This is a genomic window from Stenotrophomonas sp. 21LCFQ19 (genome assembly GCF_056861425.1).
Window position 1 is genome coordinate 1 of sequence record NZ_JBSPUF010000009.1, and the last position, 12925, is coordinate 12925.

A 12925-nucleotide genomic window follows, 5' to 3' on the forward strand; every position below is an offset into this window, starting at 1 on the left:
ACCCTCCCCTGCACTGCGTGCAAGGGAGGGGGCAGAAACGGTAGTGCCGAGCCATGCTCGGCAGGGGCTCTACCGGTACTGCCTCAGCCGAGCAGGGCTCGGCTCTACATCTGAAGCAGAGCTCGGCTCTACCGATGCACGCTGCCGATGCTCGCCGCTGGGTAACGCAGCCCCGCCGCGGCATCCACCGGGAACACGGCGTCAATCCGCGCCAGGTCCTCGGCACTCAACACCACATCCAGCGCACCCAGGTTCTCTTCCAGATACGGCAAGCGCTTGGTGCCCGGAATCGGCACCAGATCATCGCCCTGCGCCAGCACCCATGCCAAGGCCAACTGCCCTGGCGTCACGCCCTTGTCGGCGGCAATCGCATTGACCTGCTCCACCAGCGCCAGATTGCGGTCGAAGTTCTCGCCCTGGAAGCGCGGTGAATTGCGCCGGTAATCACCGTCCTCGAAATCGGCCGGGCTGCGGATCGCACCAGTCAGGAAGCCACGGCCCAACGGCGAGTACGGCACGAAGCCAATGCCCAGCTCACGTACCGTCGCCAGCACATCGTTCTGCTCCGGCTCGCGCGACCACAACGAATATTCGGTCTGCAGCGCGGTGATCGGATACACCGCATGCGCGCGGCGGATCGTCTCCGGTGCTGCCTCGGACAAGCCCAGGTAGCGCACCTTGCCCTGCTCGACCAGCCGCGCCATCGCACCCACCGTGTCCTCGATCGGCACCTGCGGATCAACACGGTGCTGGTAGTACAGGTCGATGTGATCCACGCCAAGCCGCTGCAGGCTGGCCTCGCAGGCCGCCTGCACGTATTCCGGGCGACCGTCGACACCGCGCGCCTGCGGATCATTGGCATCCAGCCGCACACCGAACTTGGTGGCCAGGAACACCTGCGCGCGACGGTCGGCAATCGCCTTGCCAACCAGCACTTCATTGGTATGCGGGCCGTACATGTCGGCGGTATCCAGCAGCGTCACGCCACGCTCCAGCGCGCGGTGGATCACCGCAATCGAGGCGGCATCATCACCACGGCCGCCGTAGAACGCACTCATGCCCATGCAGCCCAGGCCAAGTGCGGAAACAACAGGACCATTGCGGCCCAGAACTCGGGTTTTCATCGGCGACTCCAACGGGGGAAAGGACGGAGGCAACTGTAGGCCCTCGCCACTATGTCGATAAAGGCGGATACTCCGCATTGACCATGAAGCCTGACTTCACAGTAGATCCAGCCCTGTTGCCGGCCCTGGCGGCCTTCGCCTGCGTGGCCAGGCATGCCAGCTTCCGCCAGGCGGCCATCGAACTGGCGGTTTCGCCGTCGGCCTTGTCGCAGACCATCCGCAACCTTGAACGCAGGCTCGGTACCCGCCTGCTGCAGCGGACCACCCGCCGGGTTGGCCTGACCGAGGCCGGCCAGCGCCTGCTGCTGGACACCGCCCCGGCGCTGGCCCGGATCGGCGAGGCGCTGCATGCGGTGGAGGCCAGCCGCGATGTCGCCACCGGCCAGCTGCGCATCACCGCGCCACGCTTCGCCATCGAATATCTGCTGCTGCCACACCTGCCCGCCTTCCACGCCGCCTACCCGCAGGTTGAAGTGGAACTTTCGATGCAGGCGGCACTGGTCGATGTGGTCGGCGAAGGCTTCGATGCCGGCATCCGCCTGGGCGAGGCGCTGGCCGACGGCATGATCGCAGTGCCGCTGGGGCCGCCAATGCGCTGGACGGTGGTCGCCGCGCCGGAATACCTGCAGCGGCATGGCACGCCGCAAACGCCTGAAGCGTTGATCGGCCATGCCTGCATCCGTCACCGCAACAGCAATGGCCGGGTGATGCCCTGGGAGTTCAGCCGTGATCACCGCGACTTCACCCTCGATGTCAGCGGGCCACTGCTGCTCAACGACAGCACCTTGGCCTTGCAGGCAGCGCGCGACGGGCTTGGCCTGCTGCAGATATTCGAAGCCATCGCCCGTGCAGACATCGACGCGGGTCGCGTACATGGACTGCTCGATGACTGGCAACCGCCCTATCCCGGCTTCCATCTCTATTACCCATCGCGCGAACAGCTGGCACCCAAGCTGCGCGTCTTCCTCGATTTCATGCGTGCGGCCAATGCCGCAGGCTGATCACCGCACACTTGCAGACGGATCGCGCTTGCCTGCATCGCCACGGCGACGCAAGCTGGCAACCTGATCCCCCCGAGTCCACGCTTCCGGCATGCGCCGCATCGACCGTCACCTCGGCCAACTCTGGGCCCACGAAAAAGCCAGCTACGGGTTGCGCGTGTTCATCGCGCTCACTGCCGCCATCGCCTATGGCTGGTACGACGGCCACCTTGAAGCCATCCCCGGCCTGTTCCTGGGCATCATCGCCAGCGCCATCGCCGAGACCGACGACAACTGGTGGGGCCGCACAAAATCCGTGCTGTTGTCGCTGCTGTGTTTCGTCGCTGCCGCGGCGGCGGTCATCGCGCTGTTCCCCTACCCCGTCCCCTTCATCAGCGCGTTGGCGTTGACCGCCTTCGGCCTGACCCTGCTCGGTGCGCTGGGCGAGCGTTACGCCTCCATCGGCCAGGCCACGGTGACGCTGGCGATCTACGCGATGATCGCGATGGACCAGCACCACAACGTCAGCCAGCAGCAGGCACTGCGCGAGGTGATCCCGCTGCTGGTCGGCGCCAGCTGGTATGGGCTGCTGTCGATCCTGTGGACGGCGATGTTCGCCAACCGCCCCGTGCGCGAACGGCTGGCACGGCTGTTCTTCGAACTTGGCCACTACCTGCAGCTCAAGGCCGACCTGTTCGAACCGGTGCGGCAAGGCAACCTGGAGGCACGGCGGTTGGCCCTGGCCGAGCAGAACGTGCGTGTGGTGCAGGCGCTGAACATCGCCAAGACCGCCATCCTCAGCCGCTTCGGCCGCTCCGGCCGGCCCGGCGTGCAGTCGGGCCTGTACTTCCGCCTGTACTACATGGCGCAGGATTTCCACGAGCGCGCCAGTTCCTCGCACTACCCGTATGAAGCACTGGCCGATGCCTTCTTCCACAGCGACGTGCTGTACCGCTGCCGGCGCCTGTTGTCGCTGCAGGGCAAGGCCTGCCAGTCGCTGGGAGAGGCCATCCGCCTGCGCCAGCCGTTCGACTATGGCGAACGCACCCGCGTCGCCGGCCAGGACCTGCAGTCCTCGTTGCAGTACCTGCGCGAGCAACGCAATCCGCAGTGGACGCGCCTGCTTGGCTCGCTGCAACTGCTGGCCGCCAACCTGACCAGCATCGAGCGGCAGCTGTCCGAAGCCGCATTGGCCGATACCCCGCTGGAAGGCATCGATACCCGCCTGCGTGATTCCTCGCCGCACACCCTGCGCGAGATGGGCACCCGCCTGCGCCAGGCGCTGACGCCGGGCTCGCTGCTGTTCCGCCATGGCGTGCGCATCGCACTGGCCCTTATCGCCGGTTACGCGCTGCTGAAGGTGGTGCACCCGGAGAACGGCTACTGGATCCTGCTGACCATTGTCTTCGTGTGCCGGCCGAACTTCGGCGCCACCCGCCTGCGGCTGGTGCAGCGTATCGCCGGCACCCTGCTCGGCCTTGGCGCGACCTGGGCGCTGATGCAGTTGTTCCCCGGCACCGGCCTGCAACTGTTGCTGGCGCTGGCAGCGGCCCTGCTGTTCTTCATCACCCGCACCGACCGTTACCTGCTGGCCACGGCCGCAATCACGGTGATGGCGCTGCTGTGCTTCAACCTGATCGGCAACGGTTTCGTGCTGATCTGGCCGCGCTTCCTCGACACCTTGATCGGCTGCGTCATCGCCGCCATCGCCTCGCTGCTGATCCTGCCCGACTGGGAAGGCCGACGCCTGCACAAGGTGATGGCGCAGGTGATCGCCACCAGCACCGCCTATCTGGATGAAGTGCTTGGCCAGTACCGCAGTGGCATGCGCGACGACCTGCCCTACCGCATCGCCCGCCGCGACATGCACAACGCCGACGTCGCGCTGTCGGTGGCCCTGGCCAACATGCTGCGCGAGCCTGGCTATGCCCGCGGCAACCTGGATGCGGGCTTCCGTTTCCTCGCCCTGTCCAACACCTTGCTGGGCTATCTGTCGGCACTGGGCGCGCATCGCGCGCAGGCGGATGCGGTCAATGAAGATGTGTTGGTTGCGGGCGGGCACCAGCAACTGCAGCAGTCGCTGGCAGCATTGGCTGCAGCCTTGGGCAGGCGCCAGCCGGCGGAACCGCAGGAAGACGAGGTCGCACTGGCCGATGTGCTGGAGCAGATGCCTGACGAGATCGATGAGAAGTCGCGGCTGGTGCGCACCCAGCTGGCCTTGATGCTGAGGCTGTTGCCGAAGCTGAGGGCAGCGGCGGAAGAGGCGATGCTGCCAACGTAGCGGCTGTGGCTGTGGCAGTTGGCGTTGCTTCTACCCCCTCTCTTGCGCGGAGCGCAGGGGAGGGTTGGGGAGGGGTGCCGTTGATTTTGCGCTTTGCCTTTGCCACAAGGCATAAAACTCAGCCGCTCAGATCGCAGGCGACCCAATAACGTCACCATCGCCAGCTTCGCGGCTTACGCCGCTCCTACAAAGGCCTGGCATGCACGCCCTTCGGCGACGGGGGCTCTATCAGCTTCGCGGCTTACGCCGCTCCCACATTCTTTGCGGCTTGCTTGCGGGCTGGCATGAAGTACACCAGCAGACCGATAACCGCGAACACGCCGCCCAGCGCGCAGACGCCGTTCCAGCCATAGCGCGTCCAGGCCATCGTGCTCAGCACCGAACCACTGGCGCCGCCGATGAAATAGCAGGTCATGTAAGCCGAGGTGATGCGGCTGCGAGCGCTCTCATCCAGCTGATAGATCACGCTCTGGTTGTTGATGTGCACCGCCTGCACGGCGATATCCAGCAACAGCACGCCCACGATCAGCGCCGACAGCGACACCGGTGCGAAGGCCAGCAGGAACCACGACAACAGCATCATCAGCAGGCCACCTACCGCCACCGCGCGACCATGCCCACGGTCACTGAGCTTGCCTGCGCTGCTGGCGGCCAATGCACCGGCCGCACCAATCAAGCCAAACAAGCCGATGGTGGCAATCGAGTAACCGTACGCCGGGCCTGACAACAGGAAGGCCAGCGGTGTCCAGAACACGCTGAAGCCGGCAAACAACAGGCCACCCAGCACGGAGCGCTGGCGCAGCAAGGGCTCATCACGCAGCAAGGCCAGCACTGAACCGATCAGGCGCGGGTAGGACAGGCTGGCACTGGGCTGATGCGCCGGCAGCAGGCGCGCCAGCACCACCGCCAGTACCAGCAGGGCAACGCAGGCCACCCAGTAGATGCTGTGCCAGGAACCCAATCCGGCCAGCACGCCGGAAGCGGTGCGCGCCAACAGGATGCCGAGCAGCAGGCCGGCCATGATGGTGCCGACCACCCGCCCGCGATGTTCGGGCTCGGCCAGCCCTGCCGCATGCGCCACGATCACCTGCGCCGCCACCGCACTGAGGCCGGACAGCGCCGTGCCCGCCAGCAGCTGCACGAAGTGGGTGGCGGTGGCGCTGATCGCCAGACCTACCGCTGCCAGTACGAACAGGGCGACGATCAGGCGGCGGCGCTCCACGCGGTCGCCCAGCGGCACGATCAGCAGCAGGCCGGCGGCATAAGCCAGCTGCGCCACCGTCACCACCCAGCCCGCCTCATCGGCGCCGATCCGGAACGCTTCGGCCAGGATCTGCAGCAGGGGCTGTGCGTAGTAGTTGCCGGCCACGATCAGGCCGGTGGCGGCGGCCAGCAGCAGGACCTGGGCCTGACTCAAGGGGCGATGGAGGGCGTGGGAAGCGGGGGTATTCATGGGGGAGGCCACGGCGGGAACTGCGGCAAGTCTGGGCCGCAGTCATCAATGACACCAATGTATTGTTTTCATCCCATCCATCTGTTTCAGTGATGGCATGTTCACCCTGCGCCAGCTCGAATTCGCCGTCGCCGTCGCCGAGGAAGGCGGCTTCACCGCTGCGGCCACCCGCTGCCACACCGTGCAGTCGGCGCTGAGCCACCAGATCGCGCGGCTGGAGGATGCCTTCGGCACCCGTCTGTTCGAGCGCAGCCACCGGCGGGTACGGCCCACCGCTGCCGGCGAGGTGTTCCTGCACAACGCCCGGCTGACCCTGCAGACGGCCGCCCGCCTGCAGGAGGAAATGGCACTGACCCTGGGCACGGTGCGCGGCCGCATCAACATCGGCCAGATCACCTCGCTCAATGTGGTGGATGTGCCCGCCCTGCTGGCTGCATTCCGGGCCGCACACCCGGCCGTCGAGGTCCACCTGAAGGCCGGGATGAGCGATGTGCTGCTGGCCGAGCTGGAACAGGGCAGCCTGGACGTGGCCCTGGTCGGGGTTGGCCCGCAGATAACCCTGCCGCCGCAGCACCGCCTGTTGCATGAGGAAGGCCTGTCGCTGGTGATGCCCATCGACCATCCCTTGGCCGGTCTCGCGGCAATCCCGCTGCAGGCACTGCAAGGTCTGCCCTTGGCAGCACTGGTTCCCGGTGCCGGGGTGCGGCGCATGCTGGATGACGCCCTGCGCGAACGCGGCATCCAGGCCCAGCTGCAATACGAGGTCACCCACAGCGAACTGCAGCAGCAGCTGGTCGCCGCCGGTCTGGCGGTGGCGGTGGTGCCGGACAGCATGGCCGCACGCATGCAGCGCACCGTCGTGCGGCCACTGGCAGAGCTGTTCCGTTTCCGCACCTGCGCGGTGTGGCGCGCCGATCCAACCCCGGCGGCCCGCGCACTGCTCGGGCTGTTACCCGCAAACGCCGCCTGAGAAACATCTGCACTGCACGCCCGGCTTGACCAATCCGATCATGCCGTTCTGCTAATGTGCCGCGCAGCACCGAGGAGTCACGATGTCCGGCCACAACCAGTTCGCCCTGCTCAAGCAGCGCCGCTTCCTCCCGTTCTTCATCGTCCAGGCGCTGGGTGCGTTCAACGACAACATCTATCGCCAGGCGATCATCGGCCTGCTGTTCTACCTGGGCGTCAGCAGCGAAGAACGCACGCTGTATACCAATCTGGCACCGGCACTGTTCATCCTGCCCTACTTCCTGTTCTCGGCACTTGCCGGGCAGATCGCCGAGAAGCTGGAGAAGCAGAAGCTCATCGTCATCACCACGACGATCGAGATCGTGGTGATGTCGCTGGCCGCGATCGGCTTCCTCACCCAGAACATGCCGGTGCTGCTGGTGGCGCTGTTCTGCACCGGCCTGCAATCCACCTTGTTCGGCCCGGTCAAATACTCGGTACTGCCCTCCATCCTCAAGCCTGAGGAACTGACTGGCGGCAACGGGCTGGTGGAAATGGGCACCTCCATCTCCATCCTCACCGGCATGATTGCCGGCGGCATGATCTTCGCACTGGCCGGCGCGTACGGCCCCATCGTCGCCGCAGTCGCGATCATTGCGCTTGCGCTGATCGGCAACATCACTGCTCGCATGATTCCACGCGTGGACGCCGGTGCGCCCGAGCTGAAAATCAACTGGAACCCGATCAGCGAATCGCTGGTGGTGCTGCGCCTGGCCAAGAAACAGAAGGCGGTACGCAACGCCATCCTCGGCGTGTCCTGGTTCTGGTTCTTCGGCACCGTGCTCACCTCGCAGCTGCCGACCTACGCGGTGGTGAACCTGGGCGGCGACGAGGTGCTGTACATCTTCGCGCTGGCGCTGTTCTCGCTAGGCACCGGCGTCGGCTCGCTGCTGTGCGAGAAGCTGTCCGGGCGCATCGTCGAAATCGGCCTGGTGCCGTTGGGCGCCTTCGGCATGAGCGCGTTCCTGCTGGATCTGTATTTCGCGCGTACCGGCGCAGTGACGGCGGCAGGCCTGGATGTTGCTGGCTTCATCCAGCAGCCGGGCAGCTGGCGCATCATCATCGACCTGCTCGGCATCGGCCTGTTCACCGGCTTCTTCGTGGTGCCGCTGTTCGCGCTGATCCAGAGCCGCACACCGAAGTCCGAAATGTCGCGCGTGTTCGCCGCGCTCAACATCCAGAATTCCGGCTTCATCGTGCTGGCGGCGGTGCTGGGCCTGATCACCCAGAGCCTGCTCAAGTGGAGCATCCCGCAGCTGTTCCTGGCGCTGGCCATTGCCAATATCGTGGTCGCGGTCTACATCTTCAGTATCGTCCCCGAGTTCCTGATGCGCTTCCTCAGCTGGGTGATGGTGCGCACCCTGTACCGGCTGCGGGTCAAGGGCGTTGAGGACAATGTGCCGGACGAAGGTGCCGCGCTGATCGTCTGCAACCACGTCAGCTACATGGATGCGCTGATCCTGTCGGCGGTGATTCCGCGGCCGGCACGCTTCGTCATGTATTACCGGATCTTCAACGTGCCGGTGATGCGCTGGATCTTCAAGACCGCCAAGGCCATCCCGATCGCCAGCCCCAAGGAAGATGCCGCGCTGATGCAGCGCGCGTTCGACGAGGTGGATGCGGCGCTTGCCGAAGGCGAGCTGGTCTGCATCTTCCCCGAGGGCGCCTTGACCAAGGACGGCGAGATTGCCGCCTTCAAGTCCGGGGTGGAGAAGATCCTGGCCCGGCGCCCCGTACCTGTCGTGCCGATGGCGCTGAAGGGCATGTGGTCCAGCATGTGGAGCCGCCGCGATTCCCGGCTGGGGCAGATGCGGGTGCCGCGCCGCTTCCGTGCACATATCGAGGTAGTCGCCGGGCCGCCGGTGGATGGCGCCCAGACCAATGCCCCGCAGCTCGAGATCCTGGTCCGCAAGTTGCGTGGCGATGAGGCCTGAGTAGGGGAAACCACTTTCCAGAAATAGGACAAGTGGCTAGGCTACCCCCCTATGTGCCTGCCGGAGATCGCAGCACAGCCAAGGAGCAAGGGGATACATGGACAACACCACGCCATCACTGCCAGCCGTACCACCTGCGCCGCCAACCGCGCCGCAGCAGGTACACCACTACTACCACCCGCAGAAATCCGGCGGGATAGCAGCATTGCTGGAAGTACTGCCGGGGTTTTTCCAGGTTTTCGGCATTGGCCACCTGTACGCCGGCAATGTCGCCACCGGACTGATCATCATGTTCGGCTATTGGGCAATTGCCTTCGTCAACTTCCTGCTGTGCTTTGTCTTCATTGGCTTCATCACGTGGCCCCTGTGCTGGATCGCCACAATGATCATCTCGCCGCTGACTGCGGCGAATTCCTGCAAGTCAAAGTAACCCCCTGTTGTCCTATCGGAGAAATGGATGAACGCCGTCAACACCAACACCAGCATCCCCAACCACCTGGCGTGGTCGATCATCGCCACCGTTCTGGCTACCTGCCTGTGCTGCCCACTGGGCCTGGTAGGCATCGTTGCGATCGTGTTCTCCAGCAAGGTCAACACGCTGCTGAACCAGGGTGACCTGGAAGGCGCCCGTCGTGCGTCCAACAACGCCAAGACCTGGTGCTGGGTTGCTACCGGCATGGCCATCCTCGGCCTGCTGATCAACATCGGCTACTTCGCCATGGTCGGCAGTGCCGGTTACATGGAAATGCTGCAGCAATACCAGTAATACCTTGGCGCTGACGCTTAAAACCAGCCACAAGCTTGCACTGGCCGGGATGGCTGTCGCCGTCCCGGCGGGTGCGTGGTTGTTATGGAAGTTCGATCCAAACGCTGCAGGCAATCCGTTCCCGCCCTGCATGTTCTACGCTTTCACCGGTCACTATTGCATCGGCTGTGGCTTGACCCGCGCACTGCATGCATTGGCCCACGGCGATGTAGCCCGGGCCTTCTCGATGAACCCGCTCGGCCTCATCACGCTGGCATTGATTCCGCTGATGACCCTGTGGTCGGCCGGCTGGCAGCCGCGGTGGTTGAATCCGCTGATGCGGGTAGTCATGGAGCCCAAGCTCTGGTTGTTCCTGCTGCCTTCGTATTGGCTCGCACGCAACCTGCCGTGGTTCCCCTTTACCCTGCTCGCGCCAACCTGAAAGCCCAGGCAGCCGGCGGGTATTGCTACACGCAGCGGCACACCACAGTCGTGTAGCGCAGCCAAGTGCAGCGCAGCCAGGGCACCTGGCGCACAGCCGGAGTTACCGCCGACCAACCAATCCTTGCCTCCCCGATGCGCTGTGCTTGCCCAGGCCCGGGTGCCCCCAGTCGCCCGCTTCAACCTACCCAGCCGGCAATCACCAGCAGCGCCAGCAAGGTCATCCACAGCAGCAACATGCGCCAGACCAGGCTCATCGCATCGCGCAGCTCCGGGTAGCGTTCGTCTGCCGGCACCTGCCCGGCCAGCCGCGCTTCTTCCGCCTCTTCGACCAGCTCGGCGCCAACGCTGGCGCGTGCGGCCTCGGCCAGAAAGCCAAGCTGCAGCGCCCAGCGGTTGCCCGCGGCGCGACGCCAGGCCGAGAACACCGTATCGAAATTGCCCACCAAGGCCATCGACAGCGTCATCAGCTGCGCCACCGGCCACTCCAGCACCGCCAGCAACACATCACCGGAGCGTCGCTCTTCAGTGGACAGCTGCTGTGATTGCAGGCCTTGCGAAGACTGCGCCAACAGCCGGTACAACACCGCCCCCAGCGGCCCCAGCAACAGGAACCAGAACAGCGGTGCAAACCAGCGCCGCAGCGCATTGATCGCGGTCGCCTCGACCAGACCCGGCGCGTCCTCGCGCATGCTGCCGCCCGCTGCCTGCAGCCGGGATGCCGCCAGCGCAGCCGCGGCCTCGTCTTCGGCGTCGATCACCGCCTCGACATCGCGATCCAGATCGCGCGGGCCCCAGCACAGCGCCAACACCGCAACGCCAAACAACAGGGCAGGCAGACCGAACAGGCGCTCGGCCAGCGCCCATTGCAGCAGGCCGACCAGCAACACACAGGGCGCGACCAGCAGCAACACACTGTAATGCGCAGCCGATTCGCCCAGCTGTGCACGCAGCCAGCCCAGGCAACGCCCGAACCAGCGCCAATCCCGCAACGTCGCCAGCAGCGAGGGGGCCAGATGGCCAAGCACCAGCGCTGCGACTACCGCTACCAAGGTTGTGAACATGCGATCCCTCCGGCCCCTGATTGTAGGCCCTGCCAGCGCCGCAACGGCTGGCAAGCCGCGCGGCCATCAGCCCTCACGGCACTGACTCTGATACCACTGCTCGATCAGGGTGCGTGCGATCGACAGCCGCGGCGGCAGCAGGATGCCCTGCCCGTCGTCGTTGCTGTCACGTTGCAGCGCGGCGCCAACCTCCTCGACGCTGAACCAGCGCGCGTCCTCCAGTTCACCGTCCACGGTTGGCACGTCGTCGTGCGCGCTGGCACGGAAACCCACCATCAGCGCACCCGGGAACGGCCACGGCTGGGTGCCCTGGTATTGCGCCTGGATTACCCGCACCCGCGCTTCCTCGAAGACTTCCCGGGCCACGGTCTGCTCGAAGGTTTCTCCGGGCTCCACAAACCCGGCCAGCACCGAATAGCGGCGCGCGACCCAGCTGCTTTGCCTGCCCAGCAACAGGCGGCCATCGTTTTCGACCGCGACGATCACCGCCGGGTCCACGCGTGGATAGTGCTCGGTACGGCATTGGTCGCAATGGCCAATGAAACCGAAGCGACCAAAGCGCACCGGGGAGCCACAGACACCGCAGAATCGATTGCGCGAATGCCAGTACGACATCCCGCGTGCATAGCAGAACACATCGGCCACCTCGGCCGGCCAGGTCACCGCGGCCTGGCGCAGGTCCATCCGCTGCGGTGCCTTGACCGTCAGCGTCGCCGCCTCCGCGACAAACCAGGCGCGCCCTTCGCGCAGGCCAAGGAAGATCGCCGTGCCCGGGCCTCCGCCCAGATCGTTGCCACTGAACAGCGCCGGCTGCCGGTCATCATCGGCAAACGCGGTGCCATCGGTGTCCAACACCAGGATCTGCGCTGCTGGCCACAAGGCAGCCAAGGCATCGGCGTCGCCACGCAGGGCATCGGCACGGTCCAAGGGCGCGCCGACAAAGGCGTGCCCGGCGAAACGGGATTCAGAATTCAGCATCCGCCAGAGCCTGACGACAAAGCAGCACAAGCGCAACCAGCCGCAGCACGGCTGTGACCGCTTAGACCGAGAAGCTGCTACCGCAGCCGCAGGTGGTGCGGGCGTTGGGGTTGCGGATCACGAACTGGGCGCCGGTCAGGCTTTCGCTGTAATCGACCTCTGCCCCCATCAGGTACTGCAGGCTCAGCGGATCAACCAGCAGGGTCACACCTTCGGTGACCACGGTCAGATCGTCCTCGGCACGGTTTTCATCGAACTCGAAACCGTACTGGAAGCCGGAGCAGCCACCGCCCTGGATATAGACACGCAGGGCGAGCGCAGCGTTGCCCTCGTCCTGGATCAGCTCACGCACCTTGGAGGCAGCCGCCGGCGTGAAGTTCAGCGGACGGTCCAAGGACTGGTAATCAGGCGCCGGCTGCACGCCGGGCAAGGAAACTAAGGTGCTCATGGCGCTCAGGATGGGGGCGGCAAGCCCCTGTTTCAAGCCGCGGTTGCTTCAGCTTTCTTGGACTTCTCGGCGGTTTTGGCTTCAGGCGCCGGCAGCGCAGCCATCGCCGCGGTGTGCAGCAGGCGGCCGTTGAGCTGGGCACCGGCGCTCATTTCCACCACCGTGTAATGCACATTGCCGGTGACACGGGCGCTGGGGGTCAATTCGATGCGCTCGCTGGCATGCACATCGCCTTCCATGCTGCCGCTGAGCACCACCACGGCGGCGCGCACTTCACCCTCGATGCGGCCGTGCTCGGCCAGGGTCAGCATCGCCTTGGCGCCTTCCTCGGCAACCACCTTGCCGATGATGCGCCCTTCAACGTACAGGCTGCCGCTGAATACCACGTCACCGCGGATTTCCACCTGGGAGCCGATCAGGGCGTCTACGGCCAGATCGGCGTCGTGCTTGGACTTGCTTTTGAACATGT

13 protein-coding genes are annotated in these 12925 nt (G+C 65.4%); 7 read left to right on the forward strand and 6 right to left on the reverse strand.

Annotated elements, in window-relative coordinates:
- Nucleotides 1-128 precede the first annotated feature (128 nt).
- Nucleotides 129-1124, reverse strand: coding sequence for an aldo/keto reductase (locus tag AC13FW_RS11215; RefSeq protein WP_482989103.1), 996 nt, complete (start codon nucleotides 1122-1124; stop codon nucleotides 129-131).
- An 83-nt stretch (nucleotides 1125-1207) separates the two neighbouring features.
- Between AC13FW_RS11215 and AC13FW_RS11220 the strand changes: the two genes are divergently transcribed.
- Both AC13FW_RS11220 and yccS read left to right on the forward strand, forming a co-directional pair.
- A complete protein-coding gene (locus AC13FW_RS11220) occupies nucleotides 1208-2125 on the forward strand; it encodes a LysR family transcriptional regulator (RefSeq protein ID WP_482989104.1) in 918 nt (305 codons plus the stop codon).
- Nucleotides 2126-2216: 91 nt separating this feature from the next.
- Complete coding sequence (gene yccS / locus AC13FW_RS11225; protein ID WP_482989105.1) at nucleotides 2217-4385, forward strand: YccS family putative transporter; 2169 nt, start codon at nucleotides 2217-2219, stop codon at nucleotides 4383-4385.
- Between the two features lie 241 nt (nucleotides 4386-4626).
- Here the strand turns inward: yccS and AC13FW_RS11230 are convergent, their stop codons facing one another.
- The gene (locus AC13FW_RS11230; RefSeq protein WP_482989106.1) at nucleotides 4627-5838 is read right to left on the reverse strand and encodes an MFS transporter; all 1212 of its coding nucleotides are present in this window, start codon (nucleotides 5836-5838) and stop codon (nucleotides 4627-4629) included.
- Between the two features lie 97 nt (nucleotides 5839-5935).
- On the opposite strand from AC13FW_RS11230, the gene AC13FW_RS11235 reads away from it, so the two are divergent.
- The 5 genes from AC13FW_RS11235 (at nucleotide 5936) to AC13FW_RS11255 (ending at nucleotide 9967) form a co-directional block, all read left to right on the forward strand.
- A complete protein-coding gene (locus tag AC13FW_RS11235) occupies nucleotides 5936-6808 on the forward strand; it encodes a LysR family transcriptional regulator (protein ID WP_482989107.1) in 873 nt (290 codons plus the stop codon).
- A gap of 82 nt (nucleotides 6809-6890) precedes the next feature.
- Nucleotides 6891-8780 carry an MFS transporter gene (locus AC13FW_RS11240; protein WP_482989108.1) on the forward strand — a complete coding sequence of 630 codons (1890 nt, stop codon included), beginning with the start codon at nucleotides 6891-6893 and terminating at the stop codon, nucleotides 8778-8780.
- A 97-nt stretch (nucleotides 8781-8877) separates the two neighbouring features.
- Complete coding sequence (locus AC13FW_RS11245) at nucleotides 8878-9210, forward strand: hypothetical protein (protein WP_482989109.1); 333 nt, start codon at nucleotides 8878-8880, stop codon at nucleotides 9208-9210.
- Nucleotides 9211-9237: 27 nt separating this feature from the next.
- Entirely contained in the window at nucleotides 9238-9546 is a 309-nt protein-coding gene (locus tag AC13FW_RS11250; protein WP_481512352.1) for a CD225/dispanin family protein, read from the forward strand.
- 10 nt (nucleotides 9547-9556) lie between these two features.
- On the forward strand, nucleotides 9557-9967 hold the full coding sequence (locus AC13FW_RS11255) for a DUF2752 domain-containing protein (protein ID WP_482989212.1): 411 nt from the start codon (nucleotides 9557-9559) through the stop codon (nucleotides 9965-9967).
- 178 nt (nucleotides 9968-10145) lie between these two features.
- Here AC13FW_RS11255 and ampE read toward each other — a convergent pair whose 3' ends face one another.
- The 4 genes from ampE to AC13FW_RS11275 form a co-directional block, all read right to left on the reverse strand.
- Entirely contained in the window at nucleotides 10146-11030 is an 885-nt protein-coding gene (ampE, locus tag AC13FW_RS11260) for a regulatory signaling modulator protein AmpE (protein ID WP_482989110.1), read from the reverse strand.
- 66 nt (nucleotides 11031-11096) lie between these two features.
- Nucleotides 11097-12008 (reverse strand): NAD(+) diphosphatase, encoded by a 912-nt coding sequence (gene nudC, locus AC13FW_RS11265; protein WP_482989111.1) that lies wholly within the window; start codon nucleotides 12006-12008, stop codon nucleotides 11097-11099.
- A gap of 61 nt (nucleotides 12009-12069) precedes the next feature.
- Complete coding sequence (gene erpA, locus AC13FW_RS11270) at nucleotides 12070-12456, reverse strand: iron-sulfur cluster insertion protein ErpA (RefSeq protein ID WP_482989112.1); 387 nt, start codon at nucleotides 12454-12456, stop codon at nucleotides 12070-12072.
- A gap of 32 nt (nucleotides 12457-12488) precedes the next feature.
- A complete protein-coding gene (locus tag AC13FW_RS11275; RefSeq protein WP_296249821.1) occupies nucleotides 12489-12923 on the reverse strand; it encodes a bactofilin family protein in 435 nt (144 codons plus the stop codon).
- Nucleotides 12924-12925: the final 2 nt, after the last annotated feature.

What these genes read in the sequence shown, in the direction of transcription:
- AC13FW_RS11215 (WP_482989103.1), bottom strand. Translation starts at nt 1,124, where the DNA reads ATGAAAACCCGAGTTCTGGGCCGCAATGGTCCTGTTGTTTCCGCACTT.
- AC13FW_RS11220 (WP_482989104.1), top strand. Translation starts at nt 1,208, where the DNA reads ATGAAGCCTGACTTCACAGTAGATCCAGCCCTGTTGCCGGCCCTGGCG.
- yccS (WP_482989105.1), top strand. Translation starts at nt 2,217, where the DNA reads ATGCGCCGCATCGACCGTCACCTCGGCCAACTCTGGGCCCACGAAAAA.
- AC13FW_RS11230 (WP_482989106.1), bottom strand. Translation starts at nt 5,838, where the DNA reads ATGAATACCCCCGCTTCCCACGCCCTCCATCGCCCCTTGAGTCAGGCC.
- AC13FW_RS11235 (WP_482989107.1), top strand. Translation starts at nt 5,936, where the DNA reads ATGTTCACCCTGCGCCAGCTCGAATTCGCCGTCGCCGTCGCCGAGGAA.
- AC13FW_RS11240 (WP_482989108.1), top strand. Translation starts at nt 6,891, where the DNA reads ATGTCCGGCCACAACCAGTTCGCCCTGCTCAAGCAGCGCCGCTTCCTC.
- AC13FW_RS11245 (WP_482989109.1), top strand. Translation starts at nt 8,878, where the DNA reads ATGGACAACACCACGCCATCACTGCCAGCCGTACCACCTGCGCCGCCA.
- AC13FW_RS11250 (WP_481512352.1), top strand. Translation starts at nt 9,238, where the DNA reads ATGAACGCCGTCAACACCAACACCAGCATCCCCAACCACCTGGCGTGG.
- ampE (WP_482989110.1), bottom strand. Translation starts at nt 11,030, where the DNA reads ATGTTCACAACCTTGGTAGCGGTAGTCGCAGCGCTGGTGCTTGGCCAT.
- nudC (WP_482989111.1), bottom strand. Translation starts at nt 12,008, where the DNA reads ATGCTGAATTCTGAATCCCGTTTCGCCGGGCACGCCTTTGTCGGCGCG.
- erpA (WP_482989112.1), bottom strand. Translation starts at nt 12,456, where the DNA reads ATGAGCACCTTAGTTTCCTTGCCCGGCGTGCAGCCGGCGCCTGATTAC.
- AC13FW_RS11275 (WP_296249821.1), bottom strand. Translation starts at nt 12,923, where the DNA reads ATGTTCAAAAGCAAGTCCAAGCACGACGCCGATCTGGCCGTAGACGCC.